At 24.7% G+C, this 24,738-nt stretch carries 26 protein-coding genes; 4 read left to right on the plus strand and 22 right to left on the minus strand.

The window, feature by feature from the left end; genetic code table 11:
• Positions 1-567 (minus strand): GNAT family N-acetyltransferase, encoded by a 567-nt coding sequence (locus I1959_RS07425; protein WP_092925843.1) that lies wholly within the window; start codon positions 565-567, stop codon positions 1-3.
• A gap of 272 nt (positions 568-839) precedes the next feature.
• On the opposite strand from I1959_RS07425, the gene I1959_RS07430 reads away from it, so the two are divergent.
• Positions 840-1,952 carry a tyrosine-type recombinase/integrase gene (locus I1959_RS07430; RefSeq protein ID WP_195237741.1) on the plus strand — a complete coding sequence of 371 codons (1,113 nt, stop codon included), beginning with the start codon at positions 840-842 and terminating at the stop codon, positions 1,950-1,952.
• Between the two features lie 341 nt (positions 1,953-2,293).
• On the opposite strand, the gene I1959_RS07435 is transcribed toward I1959_RS07430, so the two are convergent.
• From I1959_RS07435 to I1959_RS15880, 7 genes are all read right to left on the minus strand, one after another.
• A complete protein-coding gene (locus I1959_RS07435) occupies positions 2,294-3,118 on the minus strand; it encodes an alpha/beta fold hydrolase (protein WP_092925839.1) in 825 nt (274 codons plus the stop codon).
• 347 nt (positions 3,119-3,465) lie between these two features.
• On the minus strand, positions 3,466-4,668 hold the full coding sequence (locus I1959_RS07440; RefSeq protein WP_195237743.1) for an alanyl-tRNA editing protein: 1,203 nt from the start codon (positions 4,666-4,668) through the stop codon (positions 3,466-3,468).
• A 292-nt stretch (positions 4,669-4,960) separates the two neighbouring features.
• Positions 4,961-5,920, minus strand: a complete 960-nt coding sequence (locus I1959_RS07445; RefSeq protein ID WP_195237745.1) for a magnesium transporter CorA family protein — start codon at positions 5,918-5,920, stop codon at positions 4,961-4,963.
• Positions 5,921-6,036: 116 nt separating this feature from the next.
• Positions 6,037-6,348, minus strand: a complete 312-nt coding sequence (locus I1959_RS07450; protein ID WP_092925833.1) for a hypothetical protein — start codon at positions 6,346-6,348, stop codon at positions 6,037-6,039.
• 15 nt (positions 6,349-6,363) lie between these two features.
• A complete protein-coding gene (locus I1959_RS07455) occupies positions 6,364-7,101 on the minus strand; it encodes a hypothetical protein (protein WP_195237747.1) in 738 nt (245 codons plus the stop codon).
• An 18-nt stretch (positions 7,102-7,119) separates the two neighbouring features.
• On the minus strand, positions 7,120-7,680 hold the full coding sequence (locus tag I1959_RS07460) for an NUDIX hydrolase (protein ID WP_092925829.1): 561 nt from the start codon (positions 7,678-7,680) through the stop codon (positions 7,120-7,122).
• A 142-nt stretch (positions 7,681-7,822) separates the two neighbouring features.
• Positions 7,823-7,924, minus strand: coding sequence for a P1 family peptidase (locus tag I1959_RS15880; RefSeq protein WP_202819474.1), 102 nt, complete (start codon positions 7,922-7,924; stop codon positions 7,823-7,825).
• Positions 7,925-8,228: 304 nt separating this feature from the next.
• Here I1959_RS15880 and I1959_RS07470 point away from each other — a divergent pair, with 304 nt between their 5' ends.
• Positions 8,229-8,429 carry a hypothetical protein gene (locus I1959_RS07470; RefSeq protein ID WP_092925827.1) on the plus strand — a complete coding sequence of 67 codons (201 nt, stop codon included), beginning with the start codon at positions 8,229-8,231 and terminating at the stop codon, positions 8,427-8,429.
• 61 nt (positions 8,430-8,490) lie between these two features.
• Here I1959_RS07470 and I1959_RS07475 read toward each other — a convergent pair whose 3' ends face one another.
• The 11 genes from I1959_RS07475 to I1959_RS07525 form a co-directional block, all read right to left on the minus strand.
• A complete protein-coding gene (locus tag I1959_RS07475; RefSeq protein WP_195237748.1) occupies positions 8,491-9,465 on the minus strand; it encodes an acyltransferase family protein in 975 nt (324 codons plus the stop codon).
• A 55-nt stretch (positions 9,466-9,520) separates the two neighbouring features.
• Positions 9,521-10,357, minus strand: a complete 837-nt coding sequence (locus I1959_RS07480) for an alpha/beta hydrolase (RefSeq protein ID WP_195237749.1) — start codon at positions 10,355-10,357, stop codon at positions 9,521-9,523.
• Between the two features lie 112 nt (positions 10,358-10,469).
• Entirely contained in the window at positions 10,470-11,804 is a 1,335-nt protein-coding gene (locus I1959_RS07485; RefSeq protein ID WP_092925821.1) for an FAD-dependent oxidoreductase, read from the minus strand.
• Between the two features lie 297 nt (positions 11,805-12,101).
• Positions 12,102-12,941 (minus strand): 4-hydroxy-3-methylbut-2-enyl diphosphate reductase, encoded by an 840-nt coding sequence (locus I1959_RS07490; RefSeq protein WP_195237750.1) that lies wholly within the window; start codon positions 12,939-12,941, stop codon positions 12,102-12,104.
• Positions 12,942-12,965: 24 nt separating this feature from the next.
• Positions 12,966-13,562 carry a lysophospholipid acyltransferase family protein gene (locus I1959_RS07495; RefSeq protein ID WP_240275826.1) on the minus strand — a complete coding sequence of 199 codons (597 nt, stop codon included), beginning with the start codon at positions 13,560-13,562 and terminating at the stop codon, positions 12,966-12,968.
• A 27-nt stretch (positions 13,563-13,589) separates the two neighbouring features.
• Complete coding sequence (gene cmk, locus I1959_RS07500; RefSeq protein WP_092925817.1) at positions 13,590-14,240, minus strand: (d)CMP kinase; 651 nt, start codon at positions 14,238-14,240, stop codon at positions 13,590-13,592.
• Positions 14,241-14,280: 40 nt separating this feature from the next.
• Positions 14,281-14,658, minus strand: coding sequence for a chorismate mutase (gene aroH / locus I1959_RS07505; protein ID WP_092925815.1), 378 nt, complete (start codon positions 14,656-14,658; stop codon positions 14,281-14,283).
• A gap of 9 nt (positions 14,659-14,667) precedes the next feature.
• The gene (locus tag I1959_RS07510; RefSeq protein WP_166505401.1) at positions 14,668-15,882 is read right to left on the minus strand and encodes an NAD(P)/FAD-dependent oxidoreductase; all 1,215 of its coding nucleotides are present in this window, start codon (positions 15,880-15,882) and stop codon (positions 14,668-14,670) included.
• A gap of 9 nt (positions 15,883-15,891) precedes the next feature.
• Positions 15,892-16,533, minus strand: coding sequence for a histidine phosphatase family protein (locus I1959_RS07515; protein ID WP_092925812.1), 642 nt, complete (start codon positions 16,531-16,533; stop codon positions 15,892-15,894).
• 102 nt (positions 16,534-16,635) lie between these two features.
• Positions 16,636-17,460, minus strand: a complete 825-nt coding sequence (locus I1959_RS07520) for a MerR family transcriptional regulator (protein WP_166505402.1) — start codon at positions 17,458-17,460, stop codon at positions 16,636-16,638.
• A 210-nt stretch (positions 17,461-17,670) separates the two neighbouring features.
• Complete coding sequence (locus tag I1959_RS07525) at positions 17,671-18,993, minus strand: MATE family efflux transporter (protein WP_092925808.1); 1,323 nt, start codon at positions 18,991-18,993, stop codon at positions 17,671-17,673.
• A 354-nt stretch (positions 18,994-19,347) separates the two neighbouring features.
• Between I1959_RS07525 and I1959_RS07530 the strand changes: the two genes are divergently transcribed.
• Positions 19,348-20,517: a cation diffusion facilitator family transporter gene (locus I1959_RS07530; protein WP_195237751.1), complete on the plus strand. Its 1,170-nt coding sequence runs from the start codon at positions 19,348-19,350 to the stop codon at positions 20,515-20,517.
• A 432-nt stretch (positions 20,518-20,949) separates the two neighbouring features.
• Entirely contained in the window at positions 20,950-21,624 is a 675-nt protein-coding gene (locus I1959_RS07535; protein WP_166505404.1) for a Crp/Fnr family transcriptional regulator, read from the plus strand.
• Between the two features lie 41 nt (positions 21,625-21,665).
• On the opposite strand, the gene I1959_RS07540 is transcribed toward I1959_RS07535, so the two are convergent.
• The 3 genes from I1959_RS07540 to I1959_RS07550 form a co-directional block, all read right to left on the minus strand.
• The gene (locus tag I1959_RS07540) at positions 21,666-22,967 is read right to left on the minus strand and encodes a MutS-related protein (protein ID WP_243240016.1); all 1,302 of its coding nucleotides are present in this window, start codon (positions 22,965-22,967) and stop codon (positions 21,666-21,668) included.
• Between the two features lie 36 nt (positions 22,968-23,003).
• Positions 23,004-23,354, minus strand: coding sequence for a hypothetical protein (locus I1959_RS07545; RefSeq protein WP_195237752.1), 351 nt, complete (start codon positions 23,352-23,354; stop codon positions 23,004-23,006).
• 93 nt (positions 23,355-23,447) lie between these two features.
• Positions 23,448-24,575, minus strand: coding sequence for a helix-turn-helix domain-containing protein (locus I1959_RS07550; RefSeq protein ID WP_195237753.1), 1,128 nt, complete (start codon positions 24,573-24,575; stop codon positions 23,448-23,450).
• Positions 24,576-24,738 lie beyond the last annotated feature (163 nt).

Genomic DNA, 24,738 nt, shown 5'->3' on the forward strand with positions numbered 1-24,738 from the left:
TTATTTATATTTACTCATTAAGTAATTTTTTCGTGATATTTTATATAAATTACATTTTACTTTTTTATTAGATGAATGAAATGTTTTGTAATAGGTTTTTATATATTCAAAATTTAAGTTTTCTAATGATTTTATTGAATAATTATTGTCTTCATAAGTTATAGCTATAATTTCCTCAAGTTTTAATTTTTTAAATCCATATTTTACGATCTCTCTAGCTAATTCGGTTGATAAATCATACCCCCAATAAGATGGGTTTATGCATATTCCGATTTCTCCCTTTTTATTATCTTTAGAGATATTGTTAAAACCTATATTACCTATAACTTTTTTGTTTGATTTTAATACTATTGCGTAATGGGCTAGTTTGTTCTCATTATACTTTTTTAAAAAGAAATTTTTTATAAATTCTCTAGTTTCATAAATATTCTGATGTGCTTTAAATGGGAGATATTTTACGACTATTTCTTGCTTATAACACTCATGTAAATCTGGAGCATCTTTTAAAGTTATAGGTCTAAGTATACATCGTTTTGTTTCTAAAACATTCATTTTAGAGTTGTACATTTTTAACTCCCCTTTGATGAAATTTAATTTTGATTATAAAAAAACAATATAGAATCAAAAGACTTTTATATAACTTATGAGATTTATGCATTAACTGTTCTTTATAAACATAAAATATATAGTTTTATGCCAAAAAAATAAAGTGAAGTATTTTCAACATATTAGAGCAATACATAACATATTATGTCAGTTGTATGTCAGAACTTTAAATGTTTTTATTTTTTCTTTTATGATATAATATATATATAATTGTAATAATATGGAGGAATTGAATGAGCTTTGCATTTATAAGAAAAAGAAGCAAAAACTATATAGTTTATTTAGAATATAAAGATGTTGAAAGTGGAAAAAAGATACAGAAAAATATGGGTTCATTTGATAAAAAAAGAGATGCATCTAAGAAGTTAATAGAATTAAAAGAATCCATTTTAAACGATGAATTAGCTACACCAAACTCTATAAAATTCGGTAATTTTTTGTTGGATTTTTTAGAAAAACATAAGATAAATTTATCTATAACTACATATAATTGTTATCTAAGAATATGCAAAAAGTATATAATACCTAAGCTAGGAAATCATAAGTTAGAAGATTTAAAACCTATACATATACAAAATTACGTAGATGATTTAGTTGGAATTCTTAGCCCTCAAACTATAAAGATACACATAAATATATTAAATTTAGCTATGAAAAAGGCTTATAGATTAAGACTTATAAGAGAAAATATTGTAGATTGTGTAGAAACTCCAAGAATTAGAAAGTTTAAAAATAATATATATGATAAAGATAATATGGTAAAATTACTTAAAACTTGTGAAAATACACCTTTAAAACTACCTATATATCTAGCTTCAGGATTAGGACTTAGAATATCTGAAACACTAGGGCTAACTTGGGATAATATAGATTTTAATGAAAATACTATAACAATAGATAAAATAACTGTAAGAAATGAAGGCAAAGTTATACTTAAAGAACCTAAAACTGAAAGTTCAGAAAGAACAATATCAGTTCCTATAGAGATTATATCTTTACTAAAAGAACATAAGAAAAAACAATTAGAAGCTAAATTAAAAGGCATAAAAAATCCTTTTAACTTGTTATTCTATGATAAAAATGGACAACCTATAGCCCAAGATGTCCTTAGCAAAAAGTTTAGTAAATTTTTATGCGAGAATAATTTAGAACATATAAGATTTCATGATTTAAGACATTCACATGTAACTTTACTTATAAATTCAAAAGTACCTATAAAAGTTATATCAGAAAGAGTGGGTCATTCTAATATAAATACAACATTAAATATTTACGCTCACGCACTTAAAAATATGGATGTTGAAGCTAGCGAAAAAATCTCTGAAAATTTATTCAAGTTAGGATGATAATAAATATTCTAAAATAAAATAGTAATAAAACTAACTTTTTATATTCGTTTTTAAGGCGATATTTAAATTTATTCAACAGTAAATATGTTAATAAAAATTATAACCTTTAAATTGAATTAAGGAAGTTTTTTAATATTTTGAAGTTGTTTTATTTATAAAACACAGAAAAACATTTAAAATAATTTAATTATGTAAACTTAAGTATGTATGATACATCAATTATGCCCAATTTAAATTATATATCAAATTTTTAAAACAAAATAATAGTGATGTTAGTTCAAAACTAATATCTTTTCTAACATCACTATTATTTAATAAAATTTATGTTCAGTAAACTATTAAATACTTTCTAAAAACTCCCTAACAACAGAAATATATTCTTTTGTATTTTCTACATATGGATTGTGTTTACTTTTTAATATTTTTACGGTCTTGTTTTTAAAATTAAAATCTTTATAATGATCAATTCCAATAGAATAATCTTCATCACCACAGATTATAAGTGTTTTTACATTTAAGCTTCTAGTTAGATTTGTATAGTCGTAAAAATAGTCTTCATTAAAAAATGCTTTTTTAGCTAAATTTTCATTAACCATATTTTTATCTATTATTTCAATATTTTTATAATTAGAATAATTCATATACTGTAATTTATAATACAAATCATCTCTGATCAGTTTATTGGCAACCAAAGTCCACTTAGTTATAAGTTCGTCATATTTATATATATCAATATCTATATTTAATAACTTACATCCATACTCTACTTGACTTTGTAAAGAATCATTTAAATTCAAAGTGCAATTAGTTAATATTAAAGCTTCAACATGCTCTTTATATTTATATGCATAATTTACTGCTATTATCCCACCGAAAGAATGTGCTATTAAAATAAGTTTATTTAATTTAAGATTTTTACGTATATCCTCAATATCATCAACTAAACTGTTTATAGAATAGTCATCATCCAAGTTTCCATCAGAACGTCCGCACCCTCTTTGGTCTAAATATATCATATTACAAAATTTACTAAACTCGTCCTTACAATAAATTTTAAAATCTTCACTCCAAGACCCAGGACCACCATGTATATATATACAATTCTTACCTTCCCCATATTCTTCAATATATAAATTTATATTTTCTCTATTTTTTATAAACATAAATTCTCCTTTATTCTGAAAATGTCTAATAATAATCTCGACTTAATTTGTAAATTATTTTATAAAAATTCTATAAGTTTTATTCTAAATTCGAATGTTTAAATTAGATTTTAAGAGAGAGTTATAAAAATCATGTTGATTTATATCTAGAATAAATAATATGCACTTATAATCTAATCTAAGTATTTTTACTTAATTTTAATCATTTAAATAAAAAAAGGTTTTAAAATAATTTAATTATGTAAACTAAAGTAAGTTATATAATTAAAAATATATATTTTAGAATCCAAAACATACATAATAAGGTAAGTATAGCACTTATAGAAATCTACACTTACCTTTAACAACTAAATCAACTCTTTTTTTATTTTATCAAAAGCATAATCAATAGCTACTTCTAAGTTACCGTTATTTTTACCACCACCTTGGGCTAAGAATGTACTTCCTCCTCCTCTTCCATCAAGCAGTGTCATTGTATCTCTTAAGATATTGTTCATACTAATAGTATTTATATTTTTAGAACTAGCAAAAACTAAATTAACTCTACCATCATTTTTAACTCCAACTAAAGATATAACATTTTCTGACTCAGTTATTTTAGATGCTATTTTAGATATATACTTGATATCCTTATCTATGTATATCTTTTTTATAATAGATATATCATTTACCTTATCTGAATTATTTATCATCTCTTTTATTTCAAAATTAACAATAACATCTTCAATCTTCCTTTTTTCATAAAGGGCATCTTCAAGTTTATCGTGAAGTTTTTTAACACCATTTATAGCTTCTTCTTCAGTTGAACTTAAATATCTACAAATATCCGTTAAATAAATATCTCTTTTTAGAGAGCTGTTTATAGCTCTTTTTCCTGCTAAAAATTCGATTCTTATAGAATCCTTATTTTTTTCCCATCTTCTTATCTTTATCATTCTAACATCTAGTGTAGACTTTGGGTGAACACCACAACAAGCATTAGAGTCTAAATCACCTATTTTAACAATTCTTATTTCTTCTGAAGTATCTGGTAAATCTCTTCTTATCCATATCTTTTTTAAATCTTTTTTAGATGGAATCAATGTTTCTACCTCTATATTTTCACTTATTATATCATTTGCCATTCTTTCAACTTCTCTTATTTCATCAGTAGTAAGAGGACCTTTTATATCGACAGTACTTATCTCACTACCTAAATGAAAAGCAGTTGTATTTTTTTTAAATAAAGTATAAAAGCATCCTGATAATATATGCTGTGCAAAATGTTGATGCATTCCATCTTCTCTTCTTTCCCAATCTATAAAACATTTTACTTTATGTATTTTTATAGGTTTTTTTTCCACTACATGGTATACCTTATTGTCTTTTTCATATACATCTAAAACATCATGAACATCTATCTTTCCTAAATCGCAAAACTGTCCACCACCACCAGGGAAAAATGCTGTTTTATCTAATACTATATGATATTTTCCATTTACTTCTAATATTTCCTCTATTTCTGCGACGAATTCTTTTATATATTGATTTGTATAGTATAATTTTTCCATATTACCTCCTACTGTGAATTTATTTATAATTGTAATTTTACACTACTTCTTATAAAGAATAAAGCTTTCTTAATAATATTAATTTTTAAGTATTTTAACTTAATTAAATAAACTAAAATGCCTTTTGATCAAATGAGACGACTTAAAATAATTAAGTTAATCTAATATAAAATAAAAAAGAGGGTTTAAACCCTCTAAAAAATATATTAATAAATCATTTTCAATTAAAAAATAGTTTTAACCATTATATTCCAGTATTTGTAGTATTAAAATATTAAATTAAGAGATATAATCAAAGTAGATTTTTTAGTTTGAATATTAGAATGCCTATTATAACTATTATAATCATAACAGTTATAACTATTGGATAAGCATATACAAAGTCAAGTTCTGGCATAAATCTAAAGTTCATCCCATATATACCTGTTATAATAGTCAATGGCGATGATATTGCTGTAAGTAAAGTAAGTTTTGTTATCAAGCTATTAGTTTTTTCTGCTACTTGAGAAGAATAAATATCAAGAAGCTTATCTGCTAGTTCTCTAGTGGATAAAGAAAATGAATAAAGTTTCTCTATACCAAAGTCTATACTTTGAAAGTTTTCGAGATTTTGCTTCCTTATATCAGAGTATTTCAAGTACCTTATATTTTCCTTTAATATTCTATCACCTATATATAAAAGGGGTCTTGTATTTTTTACGATAGATCTAGTTATGCCTCTTATATGATTTATTTTTATTACATGTTCATCTATTGCATTTTCAAGTATATCATCTTCTAATTTTAATATGATATCTTCTATCTTTTCTAGTATTTCAAATTGATGCATTATTATATTTTTAAGTATTAAATAATTAATATTAAATAAAATAACTATATTAGAAGTATTATTTAATTTAATATTATTAGTTATTATATTTTTTACAAATTCGAATATAAAATTTTCTTCATTGCATACAACTAATACAAAATTTTCTGATAAGTATATATTTATTTCTTCTACGTATATATCATTATTCATTATTTCAAAGGTATTTATGCTAAGAAAATCATAATTATCAAATAAATCTAATTTTATATTTTCATCAAATTTAAGGCAATCATTAAAAGTAATTTCATCTATCTCTAATATATTTTTAAGTAGATTTAATTGCTTAGGATCACTTAGTATAATATAAGAATTATTTTTATTGTAAAATCCTTCAGTAAAATTATCATATTTATCTCTAGTATCTAGATTAAGTATATACATTTTATCACCTATGTTATATTATTCCTTTTATTTATGATTAAATATACATACATTTAATTTTTATATTAAAATATCCTACATATATCTTTAACCAAGATATATGTAGGATATTTTATCTATTTTAAACTTTCTAAAAGTTTATATGCATTCTCTTTAGTCGTTAATGTAAGTTTCGCATCATCTGTTAAACTCTCACCTACATACTTTTTATCTACAAATTCAGTTCCATTTTTTATTTTTATAAGGTATGGTTTACTCATATTTGATTTAGTTAATGTGGTATATGATATTATATCTTTTTCTTTATCATAATTCCATACTTGAACAGAAATAGCTGTAGTATCATGTAACTCTATCTCTGATGTTATATATACAGCTTCCACTTCTCCTCTAATAAGTTTTTTCATCTCATTTTTACATACTCCCATGTTATCCCCCTAATATTATAAGTTAAAGTTATGCTTTTTTATTATTTTAATCATATTATCTTTATTCTCTTTTAATTGGATTAATCTATAAGCATTAGCACCTGATGGGTGAGGAAATCCTATTAGTATTTGGTCTCTATCTAATATTTTTTCATCTGCTAAATGTATCAAAACTTCTTCTACTGCTTTTCCCATAGGTATTATTAAAACCCCTTTTAAATCTTCTAATTTATTTTTAAAGTTGTTATTAATGTATTTCATCAGTAGCTTATTTTTCATAAGCTTTGGAGTATGGCCTGTATAATTTTTGCTATTTACAAAAACAGGATAAGGAATAAGAGCATCTGTGTATAACAAATGACTATTAGAATTAAATAATTCTTCACAACTTTTTATGTTTAAAGCTTCATTTAATTTAACTTCATCTAACATGTATATAATATTTTTAGTCAAACTTTTGCTAAATGGTGAAGAGATTTTGCAATTACTTTGTCTGTTATATATGTTATAAGAATTTTCTAATCCATTTTTAAAGTTAGATATATATGTACTCATCTGCTCAAATCCTGGTGTTATACCAACTATAAACACTCTAGTGCAAATACTTATTTTTTCACTTATTGGAATATAGTATATTTCTAGATTTTTATCCCTATCTAGCAGTAAGCCTTCTGTTAACAAATCTTCTCTAGTGTATTTTTCTTTATTTGGCAATCTTTTTATGATATTAATATAACCGTCTAAATTTTTCATAAAATTTCATCCTCTTTATCATTTGGTATTCATTTTATCTATAAATTTATTGTATAGTCTTAACATATGAGGCTCATTTTTTACGTATTTATCTAATTTATTTATAGGTATCCACATAACCCCACTATTTTCATCTTCTTTAACTATTAATTCTTCATTTTCATCAGCTTCCACTAAATATGCTATAGATAAATGAAGATGAGGGGCTACATATTTTCCTCTTTTGATGTGGCTTTTAACTTCTAATATGTCTATAGAAAATATATCATTTCCTATTATCCTTGGATTTTTAACACCTGTTTCTTCTTCTAGTTCTTTTATAGCCACCCTTAAAAAGTCATCATCTCCATCATTATGTCCTCCCATCCATGACCAAGTATTATAGATATTGTGATGTACCATTAAAACTTTATCACGTGATTTATTTACTACAAATGTAGAAGATGTTAGATGAGCTATTTCATTATTTCTAGTTAACACATCGTCAAAATCATTTATAGCTTTTAGTATTATTTCCTTATCTTTACTTTCTTGTTCATTAAATGGCTTATATTCTTTTATAGGTTTAATCCATTTCATATTATCATCTCCCTTGCTGTATATAAGTATATATTAACATATAAATATGTAAATTAATGTAGCTTTTGTATTATTATTTTATATCTAAATAATTATTCAAATCTTCATTTTGCTTTATCATATATTTTACTAAAGCTATAATTCAAGTTACTACACTTAAAGTATTTGTAAGTATTATTAGTGTTTCAATGATTCCAAGTTTTTCTACTTGCATGAACCCTCTACTCTTTCCAAAATTATTTATTAAATAAGATTAAGTCAACAGTTTTTCTTTAAATATATTGCTCTCATGAGGAAGTATTGCTGTTGCACCAGTTTTAATACTGATTTTATCTAAGTTTACATTTATACCCATATATTTTATCGTAGTTTTTCAATAGATTTATTTTAAGATTATTTCTTATTCTACATAAGTCACTTTTAATCCTTTTACTTAGATATGATAATTTATTAGCTATATAAATTAATAAATAATTTCATAATATATGTAACAATCTGTTTATATATTTAATATATTTATAGTAAATATATTTTAAGGAGTTGACACTATGTATGAATATGCTTTAGATTTTTTAAATGAATATGTTGAAATATACTCATATCTATCTAAAGAAAAACTATACGGTGAAATCATAAGAGTAACTCCTATAGAAGTTGTTTTAAATAGAAAACATATAGATAAAGCATCCAATAAGAATTACGACTTGTATATACCTTTAACATCTATAATTTATATAAAGAAACTATAATATAAGGATATCAAAAATAAAAAGCTACAGCTTTAAGCTGTTGCTTTTATGAGTGTATTTGTTACTTTATTAACTTAAATATGCTATTAAAGAATTTATCGTATACTCTTGCAAAAACTTTTTTAGATAATATATATGTTACAAATATAGGGCTTGCAAGTATAATCCACATAGTCAAAATATTTTTATTCCAAGCAGGTACTAAATAAAATATTATTAATATTACGTATATATGGTAAACATACACATACATAGTCGACTTTCCCATTGAAGTGTAAAAGGTCTTTTTATTAGGTATCACAGTTAATATAAATGTAGAAAGTATTATACTACATAAATATAAAATAACCCTATATACACTACCCTTAAATATATTCATTCCAAGTTCTAAATAAGAGTATGAACCATATAAAAAGCTATAGCTTATAATATTATTTTCGGATATAAATAAAGCTAATGCTATAAACATACTTATTCCCAAAATGCTAATCCATATATTTATACTATTATATAACTTATTTAATGTATTTATATTAGTATAATATCCTAATAAGAAAAAGGGCAAATATACTATTGTTCTTGAAAAAGATAACATTGAACCATTAGGAACAAGCCCAATAAAAATACCAAGTATAAAACTTATAGGAAGTATATATTTAATCTTTATTAAATATTTAAGAGATATCCTCCAAAAAAATAGGCTTAATAAAAACCATAAGGTCCATCCCGGATATATAACTGGTATGTAAGTTTCCTTTGTATATAGATATGCCAAGGAATACCAAATTAAATTTAATACAATATACGGTATAAGTAACTTTCTTAAAAGAAACTTTCTGCTTTTGTTTATATTTTTCGAAAGTAGCCCTGATATAAATATAAATAAAGGCATATGAAAAGTATATATAAATATATATATACCCATTAAAATATAATTTCCTTCCATATATCGTTCTATTAGATGACCAAATACTACAAAGAATATGAGTACAAACTTTATATTATCTATGTAGTAATTATTTTCAATTTTATTCATGGTTACTCCTTTACTTTTAAAACACTTACTATAATCATTATTCATAAAAATGTATCTATATATCTATTTTCTTTATATCATCTATTTCCTTTATAAATCTTAATATATATTCAGAATATTTATTTCCATCTCCTCTTACTATATCTATTGTATCTTCGTGTTCTGCTCTTTTTATTGTTTTAAGTATAGTATTTTCATCTAGATTATTTACTTTTTTAATAAAAGATATAGAAGTATTAACATTAATTAAAGAATCACTTTCTCCATGAATACACAGTATAGGTAAATTAACTTCTTTGTTTAAAAGGCTTATAGGATTTGCTTTTTTAATATTACTTTTATATACATAATTGTTCACCAATATTCTAGAGTATATAGAAGTACATTTTGAAAAATCAAGCACTCCAGACAATGATATAAAACCCTTTAATAAATCTTTATTAATATTATATTTTAACTGTCTATCATGGTCGAACACTAAACGAGAAGCTAATTCTCCACCTGCCGAATATCCTGCAATTACTATACTATTTATTTCTTTATTACATTCTATATAGTGTTTTAAAGCTTTAAATACATCATCTATCTGAGTTGGGTATCTATGAAAAGGAACTAGCCTATATCCACATAATACAGTTTGATATCCTAATTTATAAAAAAATTTCCCTACACCACTATAAAGTGATGGATTTCCATGCCACCAGCCTCCACCATGTATAAAAAATATAGTTGACTTTAAATTACTGCTATAAGGAGTGTATACCTTATAATATTGTCTTTTATTATTACCATATCTAATAATTTTCCCTTTTATATTATTATCTTTTATATAGCTATTAGTTATAGTTTTGCCTATATTAAATAATTTAAGTTTTATGGATTTTAAGTTCATTTATATACCATCCTTGAATTTTTCTTCTAAATATATAAAAAGACATGAAGTTTAATTCATGTCTTTTTATATATTATATGCTATTATATTTTTATAATACTTATTCTAATTTCTATTTTATAGCTTCAAGTGCAGCTATATTTAACAAACTCCAAGGTTTATTAAAGTGAGGTTGGAAGAAAAAGTCTGTTACAGCCAATTCTTCCAAAGTCATTTCATTTTGTATAACTACAGATAATGTGTTCATAAATTGAGTTAAATCTACTTTAGATATAATTTGGCCACCTAAAATTTTATGATTATCTTTATCAAATACCAATTTTAAGATTACTTCCTCAAATGTTGGCATAAATTCAGGTCTATAATTATCTTTAACTATCACTGAGCCTACATTAAATTTAGTTGTTTTATTTGCCATTTCTTCTGTAAGTCCGGTTGATGCTATTGATAAATCATATATCTTTATTCCTGAAGTTCCTTGTGTTCCGAGATATTTTAATTTTGGTTCAACTAAGTTTTTAGCTATTAAAGTTCCCATTCTAACTGCATTCGTAGCAAGTGGTATATATCTAGTATCTTTAGCTGGATTATATTTAACTACGCAACAATCTCCTGCTGCAAAAACATCTTTAGCACTTGTTCTCATATACTCATCTATCATTATAGCTCCATTAGGTAACATATCTATTTTATCTTTAAGTAAGTGAGTATTAGGTTTAAACCCAATACAAAGTACAACTAAGTCTGCTTCAAATTTGCTTTTATTTGTTATAACCTTACTTACCTTACCATCTTTACCTTCAAATTTTTCGACCTTTTGACCTAGCTCTAACCTTACACCTTTTTCTGTAAAAGTTTTTTCTGCTATATCTGTAAATTCAGAATCTAAATATTTAGACATTATCCTATCTTCTGCATCTATTAATATAGTATTTTTGCCTTGAATTTTGAAGGCTTCAGCTAGTTCTACACCTATATAACCCGCACCTATTACAACTACATTTTTTGCATCTTTACTTTTATTTATTATAGTTTTTGCATGGTCGTAGTTTTTGCATAATACTATATTTTCTAACTCTCCTCCTTCAAATCTAGGGACTATTGGCCATGAGCCTAGTGTTAATATTAACTTATCGTAAGTGTCCTCTAATATTTCATTATCCATTAAGTTTTTTACCTTAACTTTTTTATTAATAAAATCTATATCTAAAACTTTATGTTTCATATTTGCTTTGATTCCTAAATCTTCTAAACCTTTAGGAGAGTTATAAAAAAGCTTTTCTGGCTCAGTTACAACTTTTGAAATACTTAATGCTATACCACATGATAAAAATGATATATTATCATTTTTTTCATATACTACTATTTCACTTTCTGGATATTTTTCTTTTATATTAATAACTGCAGCTGTTCCTGCATGAGTGCATCCTACAACTATAACTTTCATTATTTATACCTCCATATTGATATATTTTTAACATACTACATATATACCCAAAGCTTTATATAAAAAAACATAATTATTAATATTAGTATTATCTTATTTAGCTATAGTTATCTATATATTATTATAAATATCGTTATTTAAATAACTATTACTTATATAAATTATTCTATAATTAACAATTGTATGTTACTTTTTTGTTTTAGTTTACTATATTATAAGCATTAAATCCATATTATTATTTTTATACAAATAAAAAGCTTAGATATTTAATCTAAGCTTTGAGTAGTAATTTACTTCTTATAATGATTTTATAAATGTAACAACATCTTCTATTATCCAATCTGGTGTTGATGCACCAGCTGTTATTCCAATATTTTCATACTTTTTTAATGTATCTATATCTAATTCTTCCTTTGTTTCTATTGCATATGTATCTACATACTCTTTGCATATATTAACTAGTTTTTGAGTGTTTGAACTATGTTTTCCACCTATTACAACTACACAATCTACTTCATTTGATAATTCTCTAGCAGCTTCTTGTCTTACTTTTGTAGCTGAGCATATAGTATTATTTAATACTACATTATCTAAAATAGATTCTAAGTAATCTGTTATCTCTTTATATAATTCTATATTTATTGTAGTTTGAGCTACTACACAATATTTCTTAGCTTTATCAAATTCTAAATTTTTTGCATAATCTAGTGTTTTTATTATTATAGCATTATTTTTACACCATCCATTTATACCGATGACTTCTGGATGTTTATAGTCTCCTATAACTATTATCTGATACCCTTTATCATAGTAAGATTTAGCTTTTCTATGAATCTTTTTTACAAACGGGCAAGTTGTATCTATTATGCTTATATCTTTTTCTCTCGCTTCTATATATACATCTTCACTTACTCCATGAGATCTTATTATCATATGTTTTGAATTTGGAACAGAGTTTATATCATCAATAGTTAAAAGTCCTTTATTTTCATACTTTTTAACTGCTTGTTTATTATGTATAAGTGGACCTAGTGCATATATGCCATCACTATTTTTTTCTAATTCATTCCAAGCCATTTTCATAGCTCTTTTTACACCAAAACAAAATCCTGCTTCTTTAGCTATTTTTACGTTCATATCATTCTCCCTATATTAAAATAATTATTTTGAATGTATATAATAATTTTCTTTAATAACTTCTAATACATTTTGAGCTAATCTTTCATTATCCTCAGTAGTAAGCTTTTTACCATAGTATTCTTTAAATGATATAGGCTTATCTATATATACTGTAACTCTATTAAAAAACTTATAATTACTTATTATAGATATAGGAACAACATCAGCCTTTCCTTTTACGGCAAATACTGTAAGCCCACCTTTGGCCTGTCCAAATCCTGGTTCTTTAACTCTTGTTCCTTCTGGGAATATACCTAATATATACCCATCTTTTATAGATCTTAAAATATTTTTTATGGTTGACACGTCAGGCTTATCTCTATTTATCGGTATAACATTTAATTTATTTAAAATAAATGCCAGCGGTTTTGATTTAAATAATTCCTTCTTAGCAATAGCTGCTATTTCTCTATTTTGTATTGCTGATGCTATAAATATAGGGTCTAAGTTTGATTTATGATTACAAGCTATTATTATATTTCCTTCATTTGGAATATTCTCTTTTCCTATTACTTCAAATTTATAAAATGTTTTTGAAAACATTAAAAGAACTTTTGTTGCAAAATTATAAAAACTCACATCTATCTCCCTTCAAAACTAAACTTATTATAAATTTATTTTAGATATTACACTTTCAACAACATCATCTATAGTTTTTCCAGTTGTATCTATTTCTATAGCATCATCAGCCTTAACAAGTGGCGCAAATTCTCGATTTGAATCTATTTCATCTCTCTTAATTATATCTTTAATTATTTCTTCAAGAGTTGTTTCATATCCTTTTTCTTTTAATTCCTTGAAACGTCTTTGACCTCTTTCTTCTGGAGTTGCTACTAGATAGAATTTATAATCTGCATTAGGGAATACATATGAACCTATATCTCTTCCATCTAATATAACAGAATTTCTTTTTCCTATTTCTCTTTGAACATCTACCATTAAATATCTAACTTCTTTTATTTTAGCTACATTAGACACATTATTACTAACTTCCATAGTTCTTATTTCTTCTTTTAATATATTTCCATCTATATATATATTATTATCTCTAAAATCTATATCTGTGTCCTTGGCTAGCTTAACTACTTCTTCTTCGTTATTTATATCTATATTATTTTTTAAACACTTGTAAGTTATTGCTCTGTACATTGCACCTGTATCTATATAGTTTATATTTAACCTATTTGCTATTATTTTAGCTATTGTACTTTTACCTGCTCCTGCAGGACCATCTACTGCTATTACTAAATTTCTCATAATTGTTTCTCCTAACTTTTTATCTATTATCTAATAAAATTTATTTGTATATATTTGTTATTAGATCTTTTCTTAAGTCTTTAGCATTGTTTAAATATATATGTTTTATATCTTTTTTAGATTTGTCTGTATTTACATGCATCATAATTCTTATGCACATTTTAAGACTTCCATCTATATATTTTTCTTCAAAGTTAAGCATAGGAATATCTGTTATATCTAATATATCCCTAACTGCTACTGATGGATATACTTTATCTAAGTCATTTGTCATTGTAAAACACATACTTATTATATCATCAATATCTAATGCATTTTCTATTATTATAGTTTGTACTAACTTTGCAGTCTCATCAAGTATATCTGCTTTAGTATTAGAAACAACCGTTGTTGCACCTCTTATCGCTAATGTTTTCATATTAATCACCTATACACTTATTCCCGCTAAATATCCCGTTGAAAAGGCTATTTGTAAATTATAGCCCCCTGTTTCTGCATCTATATCTATTAATTCCCCTGTAAGATATAAATTTTTTATTATTTTTGATTCCATAGTTGAAGAGTTTATCTCTTTAACTGATATTCCACCACTTGTTACTTGCGATGTTTTTATTCCTTTAGTACCATTACAAGTAAGTTTCATAGATTTTATATAGCTTATTATTTTCTCTTCATCTGTTTTTGTTAATTCATTTGCTTTTTTATCAGTTAAATTAAGAATCTTAAGCACTTCTTTTAAAAAGTTTTGTGGAAGTAATCTTCTTAAATTATTTATTATATTTTTATTAGGATTCTCTCTTATTATTTTAGATATTTCATCTGAACTAGTATTTGGCAAGAAGTCTATGTTAAGTTCTATTAAGTTATCTTCTACATATTTATTTATATAAGAAGATAGTTTAAGTACACAAGGACCTGTTAGGCCAAAGTGTGCAAATAATATATCTCCCACTTGATATATCTTTTTATTTCTTATCTTACAAGATATTTCTACATTTTGTATAGATACACCTTGTAAATTTTTTATCCAATGCTCCTTTATAGTAAGTGGAGTAAGTGCTGGATATATTTTTTTCAATGTGTGATTATGTTTAACTAATATATCATACATTGATCCATCCGAACCTGTATGAGGGTAGCTTTTCCCTCCAGTTGATATTATAACCTTATCTCCCTTTATATTTTGACCATCATTAAGTATTACACCAGAAACTGCATCATTTTCTACTATTATATCTATAACTTGTTTATTATATATAACTTTAACACTGTTATCTTTTAAGTCATTTTTTAGGATATCTATAACTTCTTCTGATTTACCTGATTTAGTATATACCTTATGATCATTAAAATCTTCTATTATATATTCTAATCCATTACTTTTAAAATACTCCAATAAGCTATGATTAGTAAATGTATAAAAACTACTATATAAAAATTTTTTGTTAGTTACTATCTTATCAAAGAAATCTTCTATATCTCTATAATTAGTAAGATTACATCTTCCTCCGCCCGTGACTCTAAGCTTTTTTCCTAATTCTTCATTTCTTTCTATAAGTATAACTTCATTATTATTTTTTGAAGCTGTAATAGCTGCCATCATACCTGATGGACCACCACCAACTACTATTACTTTTGACATAAATATCTCCTATTCTAATGCAGAGTTGTTTATCTTTTCATTGTTTTTTATATGATTAGTATCATTCATTTTTATTATTACTGGGCCATAATCTCTATATTCTACTATGTTTAAAGCCGTATTATCTTGCTTTATTCTGTATATATTTTCCATACCTGAGTTTAAAAATGATAATAGTAATACTCTAACAGTTACAGAATGACTGACTAATAATATATGTTTGTCATTATATTTCTCATTTAATTCTTTTATAAATACTTCTAATCTATCCTTTATTAAATGAAGAGTTTCTCCACCTTCTATATTTACTAGATGAGGTTCATTTCTCCAAGTATTATAAGTTTCTAAATAATCTTTTTTAATTTCATCTATTAAAAGACCTTCCCAAACACCAAATCCCATTTCTCTAAGTGCAGGTGTTTCTTTTACCTTAACACCTATTTTTTCTCCTATAAGATTAGCAGTTTGTAGCGCCCTTCCTAAATCACTACTGTATATGTAATCTATTGGGTACTCTTTTAAAGCTTCACCAAGACAAATTGCTTGTTCTTCTCCCTTAGCTGTTAAATCAGAGTTTCCATGCCCTTGCGTTTTACCTAATATGTTCCAATTGGTTTGTCCATGTCTTACTATATAAAATGTATTAGCCATCTGTTGCCTCCTATGTTGTATATAGTTATTTTTATCTTTTACTAAATTTTTATTATACCATAAATATAATTTATTAAAAAGATATATCCTTTTAACTATTCCCTAAATATTATTTTCAATAAGTATCTCTATTTGTGCTAGTGCTTTTATTTCACCACTACTATTTGCTCTTGTTATTATATATACTTCATGGAAATCTCCAATAACTTTTACATTTTTTTCCTTTATATAGTTTATTATTAAATTATAGTATTTTTTAATATCATAAAAGGTATCATCAAAATACATTGTAAGGTAGTTTCCTTTAGGTAGGATTATTATTCTCTCATCTGTATTTAATACATCTTCTGTTTTTATCATAGTTCTTGTATAAGTTAATTTATCTTTATTTATTAAGTCATTGTAAGATGTTGAAAAAACTATTTGATAATTAAATGTATTATACATTTCTTCTATTTCTACTAGACTTTTTCTAAGATTCATTTCAAATTCTTCTGTATACCTTCCAGAGTAATTATATTTTATCATTTTTCTTTCTTCATTATATTTTATGAATACATTATTAAGTCCAATAGCAAGCGAGTCTTTTATATCATTTTCAAGGTGTTCTATACTTTCCTTTATAGTATTTAACTCATGTAGTTTTTTGTTTACAAGATCCTTTTGTTTTTCAAGTGTTTTTAGTATAGATCCTAATGAATCATAGTCATTCATTACATCCTTTATTTCATCTAAGGATAGACCTATTGCTTTACATTTTTTTATAATATCAAGCTTCATAAAACTTTTTATAGAATAATATCTATATCCTGTTTTTTCATTTATATAATCTGGGTTTAATAAATTATATCGATCGTAATGTCTTAATGTTTCTATGGATATATTATTTAATTTAGCCATTTCTCCTATTGAAAAGTATTTTTCCATTTAATCACCTCTAAATTTATATCTTTTTATAGTATATGCTAAATGACCATATACTTAAAGAGATAACATGCTTTTATAAAATAAATCTAATAAAAGAACAGTTTCAAAAATAAAATTAACATTAAAATAAACTATACATTTTTAATTTACAAAAATAATAAAAAGCTATGAACAATAAAGATTTTACTCTATTGTTCATAGCTTTACTTTTTACTGTGCAGTTTCTACAAGTTTATTTATTGATTTAGTTGTTGAAGTTTTTATATTAGCTATTAAGTTTATTGCTATAAATGTTAATGATTCAGATACTAATGTACCTGCCCATATACCATCTGCACCGAATACTTTAGATAGTACAAATAAAGATATCGGTAAGAATATAACAGATCTAAATAAACATATTAAAGTAGATAACTTTGGCATTTCTATAGCTTGGTAAAACACTATTGTTCCTATATTTAACCCAACCATGAAATAACTTAAAGTTCCTAGCTTAACAGCAAAATATGCTATTTCTAATATTTGTTTATCATTTGTAAAAATTCCTATTATTTGTTTTCCAAATACATAACATATTACTACAAATACAGCTGTTGTAACTATAGATGCCATAGAATTAATTTTGTAATATTTTAACACCTTATCTTTATCTTTTCTCCCAAAGTTATAACTAATAAGAGGTTGTGCTCCTAATGTCAATCCAAATAGTACCATATATATATTAGTTCCAATATAATTTAATATACTATATGCCGATACTCCTATTTCTCCCATAACATTTACTAATGTCAAATTATGAACAAGCACTATAAAAGAGAAACTTATTTGAGATAAGAAAGAAGGAAACCCTATCTTTAATAAATCACTTATAACTTCTTTTTCTATTTTTACTTTCCCAAAAGTTAAACAACCTTTTTTCTGTATAAAATGAGGAAGCATTATAGCTACTGTTACTATCTGTCCAAGTCCTGTTGCTATAGCTGCACCTTTTATTCCAAGTCCAAATGGGAATATGAATACATAATCTAATATTATATTAGTTATAGCACCTGCTATTATGGAATACATTGCTAATTTTGGTTTTCCGTCATTTCTTACGAAACTGTTAAGTGCTAATCCTACTAGGTTAGGAATACAAAATATTGCATAGTATTTTAAATAGTCAACTGCCAATGTTTCAAGAGCTTCCGTCGCTCCTAGCATTTTTACTATAGGCTTTGCAAATATAACACATACTAAACTTATAAATACAGTTACTATAAGTAAGAATTTACATACCTGTCTAAATATATTTACTGCTTTTTCAATATTTTTAGCTCCTATATTTTTAGAGATTAAAGCTCCTCCCCCTACAGCCATCATATTAGCTATACCAACTAACATTACTGTAAATGGCAGTACTATATTGACTGCTGCTAACGCGTTATCTCCTACACCTTGCCCAACAAAAATTCCATCTATTATAGTGTATAATGCCGATACAAGCATAGCGAAGGCAGAAGGGATTGCATATTTTAAAAACTCACTTATCATAATATCACTCCTTTTCACTTTCTTTCTTTTAAAATTATAAACTCTTGTGTAACAAAAGGGTCAATATATTTTTTATCAAATTCATTAAAAAGTACATACTATTTAATAAAAACCGATAAATAGTTTACAATATTGATTTATTTTTAATTATACTAAATTAATAATTTATATATTAATATTTGGTTTATAAATAGAGAGTTATTATGTATAATTATGAATATATGATTATTACTGTAAATTTTGGGAATAAATTATTGTAGCTATTTACCATTTACTAATCAATATTACATTAGACTATATAATTGTAATTTGCAAACAATTATATTAAGAATTAGATTAAGGAAGGAGTATTTTATGATTTCTAATTTTTTAGTTAAATCTTTCATTAAAAATAGTGAGGATATTAATAATGAAAGTGTTAGGAATAGATATGGTTACTTAGCTGGGATTGTTGGTATAGTTTTAAATTTACTACTGTTTATAATTAAATTTTCAGTAGGATTTATAACATCTAGTATAGCAATAACAGCTGATGCTTTTAACAATTTCTCTGATATGGCATCTTCTATTATAACTATAGTAGGATTTAAGTTAGCTAGTATGCCTCCAGATAAAGAGCATCCCTTTGGGCATGGACGAATAGAGTATATATCAGCCTTAATAGTTGCATTTATGGTTATGTTTGTTGGTGTAAGCTTTACGAAAACTTCTATACAAAGAATACTAAACCCAGAAGTTGTAGTATTTGAATTTGTACCATTTATATTATTAATTATATCAATTGCAATAAAACTTTGGCTAAGTAGATTTAATAAGCATATTGGGCAAAAAATTGACTCATCTGCACTTAAAGCATCTGCAGCAGATGCACTTGGTGATGTATTTACTTCAAGTTGTGTTGTATTATCTTATCTAGCATCAAAGTATATATCTTTTCCGATAGATGGTTATATAGGTGTTTTAGTTTCTCTAGCTATAATCTATGCAGGATTTACGTTAGTCAAGGAAACTATAAGTCCTTTACTTGGAGAAGCTCCAGATCCACATTTAGTTAAAGCTATAAATGAAAAATTATTATCTTACGACTATATATCAGGAGTACACGACTTAATAATTCATAACTATGGTGTTGGAAGACGTATAGCATCTGTACATGTTGAAATTCCTGCTACTATAGATATTATGACCATACATAATATTATAGATAATGCCGAATATGATATATCTAAGGAACTTAATATCCATTTAGTTATTCACATGGATCCTATATGTATGAAAGATAGTGAAATAGTTAAAACAAGAAATGAGCTTAATGAGATATTAAAAAAACATAAAGATATTAAATCTATGCATGATTTTAGAATTATTGGTAATGATGATGTAAAAACTTTAGTATTTGATGTGGTAACTTCCCATGATAAAGATACATCTGATGACGAAATAATAAAATATATAAAAGATGAAGTTAAAAAAATACATCCTCATTATAAATGTAAAATAATAATAGATAAGGACTATCATTAAAGTAAAGGGTGCCTAAATTCAAATAAATTTAGGCACCTTTTATTTTGCAAAAGTTTATAATAATACAAATATGTATTAAATATAGTAATTTAATTTTGTTATATTATTAAAGTATTATCTCATATATAAGTTTAACGCCTACTAAAAATGCCATAATCAAAATATAAGTGCTTCTATCTAAAATTATCTCCTTATTTTGTTTTTTATGAGAATATTTTTTTCATATATGATAACTTAAAATATAATTTTAATAATTGAATTTTGTTTTTTACAGGAATTATCAAACTAATATTAATCTATCTTAATATTTACTTTATGCACTAAAAACTATTTTTTATCTGTATTAAGATTAAGTATAATTAACTTATAGTAGTATATTATATATAAATTTGATATATTTTTAATATGAGTAAATTTACTTGGAGGTATTTAATGAATCATTGGAATGAATTAATATATATATATCCATTTTTAAATACATTAGATGAAGAAACTAAATCAATTATAAAAAATTCTTTAATAATTAGAGAATTTGATAGTGATTATACATTAATATATGAAAGCTCTTCTTGCTTAGGTTTCTCTCTTATAATAAGCGGATCTATAAGAGTGTATAAATTATCGGATAAAGGTAGAGAGGTGACACTTTATAAATTAGAGAAGGGTGATACTTGTTATCTTTCTATGTCTTGTATGCTAACTAATAAACATTTTCCAGCATTTGCAGAAGTTATAGAACCAACAGTTATTGCTTTTATACCAAGTTCTATATTTAATAAGTATATTTATAATACATTAGAATTTCAAAAGTATATATTTGAAAATCTTTATACTAAATTTAACAATGTATTAAAAGTATTAGAGGAATTAGCTTTTGAAAGTGTAGATATTAGAATAGCAAAATATTTATTATTAATTTCTCAAAAAGCTAATAGCAGCAAGTACTTATATTTAACTCAGGAAAAAATAGCACAGGAGCTTGGAACTAGTAGGGAGGTTGTAAGTCGTATACTTACTGATTTTAAGAATAAAGGTATCCTTATTTCAAGTAGAGGTAAAATTAGTATATTAGATTTTGACAAATTAAATAACATAGCAAAGTTATAGCTTTGCTATGTTTATTTTTTCGTGTATAACTATAATATTATTTACCACTTTCCACTTAATAAAAAGTTCTTAGCTTTTTCATCTGCTTTAATTACAATATTTTTATCATAGCCCATAAATTCAAGAAGTCTTATAGCATTTCTGGTTTCTGATCTTCCCTTATGCAATTTATAGTCAAATTTTATATCTTTATTTGTTATAGTTTCTTCAAAGTGATAATTTTCAAATTTATCTTCAAGTATATGAGTAAGTTCTATATCGTGAGTTGCCGCAAAGCACAAAGTGTTACTTTTATAAAGAGCTGATAGTACTTCACAAGAAGAAGCTATACGCTCTATGGTATTAGTTCCTCTTAATATTTCATCTACAAAGCATAAGCATGGTATATCTTTCTTAGAGTTGTCTATTATCCTCTTTAGAGATTTTATTTCTACTATATAATAACTTTCATTGCTAAATATATCGTCCTTTAAAGCCATTGATGTATATATGTTAAAATATGATGAGTTGTACTCCCTTGAAGTAGTTGTATATATAGTTTGAGCAAGTATTGCATTTATTGCTATAGTCTTTATAAAAGTTGATTTTCCTGACGCGTTTGAACCTGTGATTAACACATTTTTATCAAAATTAGCAGAGTTAGATACAGGTTTTTTTATAAGTGGATGATATATATCAACAAAATTTATATGGTTATTGTATTTACTTGTGCTAATTTCAAGATTTGGTTTAGAATAATAATCTAGACTATCTCTAAATGACGCAATTGCTATAAGAGCATCTATAGTCCCTACATAATCATATATAGCTTTAAAGTCATCTGCATTTTTTATAACAGTACTTTTGACTTTTTCATATCTCTTAAGCTCTTTTAAAAATATTAAGTTCATATATTCACTAAATATTTTCATATCATCCATCATTGCATTACTATCTGCGCCTAGCGATTTTTTTCTAATATGTTTAATATTATCTAAGTTTCTTGATATATCTTTTAAGTTATCATTTATTTCATTTATATTTAAATTTGTTATTTTTTTAGTTGCATTTATTAAAGATATCATATATGTAAAACCGTCTACATTATAATTGTATCTTTCATTTCTTTGACTTATAAATACATTGTATGTAGCAGATGCTATTAAAAGTAGTATAAAATACCTATTAAAAAATATTAGTGTTAAGCTTATTATTGGTATGTATGATAATATAGTATACCTTAGTAACCTACTTTTGCTATTATCACTTTTATTAAATAAACAATTTGTAGTATATAAATCATTGCTTATTCCTAATTTTGCTAATATATATTGTACTTCAAATCTTTTATCTGGATTTTTCATAAAATATTCTATTAAGTTGTCTCTTTTTATAAGTTCTTATTTTTCGTATAAAGGTATTCTTAGAATATTATATAAAACTTCTCTTCCTGATGTACTTTGAGTATTATTTATTTTTTTGTATATGTCATCCATGCTTAAATCATTCCATGTTATATCATCTATAAATTCTTTTTCATTAATATTTTTAAAGTAACTAGAGACACTATCCATTTTATAGTTAATATCTTCTATATCTAATTCTTTACCATATTTTTTTAATATATCTTTTTTTATTGTCTTATCTTTCTTTATCTTAAAGTATAGTTCTATAGAGAAAAGGATTAATAATAGAGCTATAAAACCAAATATAAATTCTAGGATATTGATGTTTAAATTAATATTTTCCATTTATTCCTCCTATGTACCATTATGACTTATTAGTTATAATTTACTTTCTTTTCAAAGGCATTTAATATTAACTTGTATATAATAAATATTATATTATTTATTATCTTTATTAACTAATTTTCTTAAATTTACTATTCTAGATATTATATCTTCAAACTCTTTATTTCCTTTTAAATTGATAAATGTTGTATTTAGTGAATCTATTAGTATTTGTAGTACATCTACATTTACTGACTCCTCTTTCTTTATATCATCAAGATTGTAAAAGTATGCTATTTTATTAAGTTGCCTAGGTATATCTGTACCCAAATATTCTAAACTATCTACCAATCTATTTAAGTACATTAATGAAGCTTTTATATCTCCTTTTTTTAAATTAATATGTGCTAAGTTTGAATTTAAAAATGAACCCATTTGATTTCCATCATATACTAACTTGTCAATATCGATAGCTAATTGATAATACATACTAGCTTTAGAGTAATCTATACTATTCTCGTCCATATCATCTTTGTAACTATAGTAAGAAATGGCTAGTCCCATGCAAGACGTTATAGCTTCTCCAATTGAAGTATTTAAATTTTGTTGCATAAGTTTTCTTGCTTCATTTATTTTATCCTGTTGCATATATATAAGAGGTAGCATTACATCTGGATTGCAATTTGGTTTGTATATTTTTTTTAAAACTTCTTCAGCCTTATCATTTTTATCTACTATCATATAGTTACTGCTTAATTGCATAAGAGAATATTCTTTTAACTCTATATCATTTGTATTATCTACTATATCTTCTAAAATTTCTATTATTCTATTTGTTATATCTTCTTTATTTAAATCTGTTTCTTTTATCATAGTAAGAGAATAAATATGAGTTAGTTTAAATTTAAGTTTGTAATTAGATGGATAATTTTTCATATAACTTTCACATAGTTTAATAGACTCTTCTATTGAATTTATAGATATTAATTCTTCACACTCTTTAATTATTTTTGCGATATCATTTTCATCAAGTTCTTTTCTATAATTTAACAAATCATCAATACTTACTTCAAAGTAATTTGCTAGTACAGGAAGATATGTTATATCCGGAAAACTTACACCCTTTTCCCACTTAGATACTGCTGGTATTGATACTCCAATAATACTTGCTAATTGTTCTTGAGTAATATTTTTCTTTCTTCTTAATAACTTAATATTTTCCCCTATTTTTATTTTCTCCATTAATTTACTCCTTTTATGTGTTATATTTATAGTATAAATTAAGTTTTGTATGTTAACAATGGACGTATAATTAACTTCTGATTAAATTTTTTAACTATTGGTTAAAACTATCATTTACATAAAAATAAAAGACTTAATAAGTTATAACTTATTAAGTCTTTTA

It is taken from the genome of Romboutsia sp. 1001285H_161024_C4 (genome assembly GCF_015550185.1).
GTDB classification, from domain to species: Bacteria; Bacillota; Clostridia; order Peptostreptococcales; family Peptostreptococcaceae; genus Romboutsia_C; species Romboutsia_C hominis.

Bases quoted from the DNA above. Each gene is read 5' to 3' on its own strand.
- I1959_RS07425 (WP_092925843.1), bottom strand. From the start codon at position 567: ATGTACAACTCTAAAATGAATGTTTTAGAAACAAAACGATGTATACTT.
- I1959_RS07430 (WP_195237741.1), top strand. From the start codon at position 840: ATGAGCTTTGCATTTATAAGAAAAAGAAGCAAAAACTATATAGTTTAT.
- I1959_RS07435 (WP_092925839.1), bottom strand. From the start codon at position 3,118: ATGTTTATAAAAAATAGAGAAAATATAAATTTATATATTGAAGAATAT.
- I1959_RS07440 (WP_195237743.1), bottom strand. From the start codon at position 4,668: ATGGAAAAATTATACTATACAAATCAATATATAAAAGAATTCGTCGCA.
- I1959_RS07445 (WP_195237745.1), bottom strand. From the start codon at position 5,920: ATGTATATACTTAATCTAGATACTAGAGATAAATATGATAATTTTACT.
- I1959_RS07450 (WP_092925833.1), bottom strand. From the start codon at position 6,348: ATGGGAGTATGTAAAAATGAGATGAAAAAACTTATTAGAGGAGAAGTG.
- I1959_RS07455 (WP_195237747.1), bottom strand. From the start codon at position 7,101: ATGAAAAATTTAGACGGTTATATTAATATCATAAAAAGATTGCCAAAT.
- I1959_RS07460 (WP_092925829.1), bottom strand. From the start codon at position 7,680: ATGAAATGGATTAAACCTATAAAAGAATATAAGCCATTTAATGAACAA.
- I1959_RS07470 (WP_092925827.1), top strand. From the start codon at position 8,229: ATGTATGAATATGCTTTAGATTTTTTAAATGAATATGTTGAAATATAC.
- I1959_RS07475 (WP_195237748.1), bottom strand. From the start codon at position 9,465: ATGAATAAAATTGAAAATAATTACTACATAGATAATATAAAGTTTGTA.
- I1959_RS07480 (WP_195237749.1), bottom strand. From the start codon at position 10,357: ATGAACTTAAAATCCATAAAACTTAAATTATTTAATATAGGCAAAACT.
- I1959_RS07485 (WP_092925821.1), bottom strand. From the start codon at position 11,804: ATGAAAGTTATAGTTGTAGGATGCACTCATGCAGGAACAGCTGCAGTT.
- I1959_RS07490 (WP_195237750.1), bottom strand. From the start codon at position 12,941: ATGAACGTAAAAATAGCTAAAGAAGCAGGATTTTGTTTTGGTGTAAAA.
- cmk (WP_092925817.1), bottom strand. From the start codon at position 14,240: ATGAGAAATTTAGTAATAGCAGTAGATGGTCCTGCAGGAGCAGGTAAA.
- aroH (WP_092925815.1), bottom strand. From the start codon at position 14,658: ATGAAAACATTAGCGATAAGAGGTGCAACAACGGTTGTTTCTAATACT.
- I1959_RS07510 (WP_166505401.1), bottom strand. From the start codon at position 15,882: ATGTCAAAAGTAATAGTAGTTGGTGGTGGTCCATCAGGTATGATGGCA.
- I1959_RS07515 (WP_092925812.1), bottom strand. From the start codon at position 16,533: ATGGCTAATACATTTTATATAGTAAGACATGGACAAACCAATTGGAAC.
- I1959_RS07520 (WP_166505402.1), bottom strand. From the start codon at position 17,460: ATGGAAAAATACTTTTCAATAGGAGAAATGGCTAAATTAAATAATATA.
- I1959_RS07525 (WP_092925808.1), bottom strand. From the start codon at position 18,993: ATGATAAGTGAGTTTTTAAAATATGCAATCCCTTCTGCCTTCGCTATG.
- I1959_RS07530 (WP_195237751.1), top strand. From the start codon at position 19,348: ATGATTTCTAATTTTTTAGTTAAATCTTTCATTAAAAATAGTGAGGAT.
- I1959_RS07535 (WP_166505404.1), top strand. From the start codon at position 20,950: ATGAATCATTGGAATGAATTAATATATATATATCCATTTTTAAATACA.
- I1959_RS07540 (WP_243240016.1), bottom strand. From the start codon at position 22,967: ATGAAAAATCCAGATAAAAGATTTGAAGTACAATATATATTAGCAAAA.
- I1959_RS07545 (WP_195237752.1), bottom strand. From the start codon at position 23,354: ATGGAAAATATTAATTTAAACATCAATATCCTAGAATTTATATTTGGT.
- I1959_RS07550 (WP_195237753.1), bottom strand. From the start codon at position 24,575: ATGGAGAAAATAAAAATAGGGGAAAATATTAAGTTATTAAGAAGAAAG.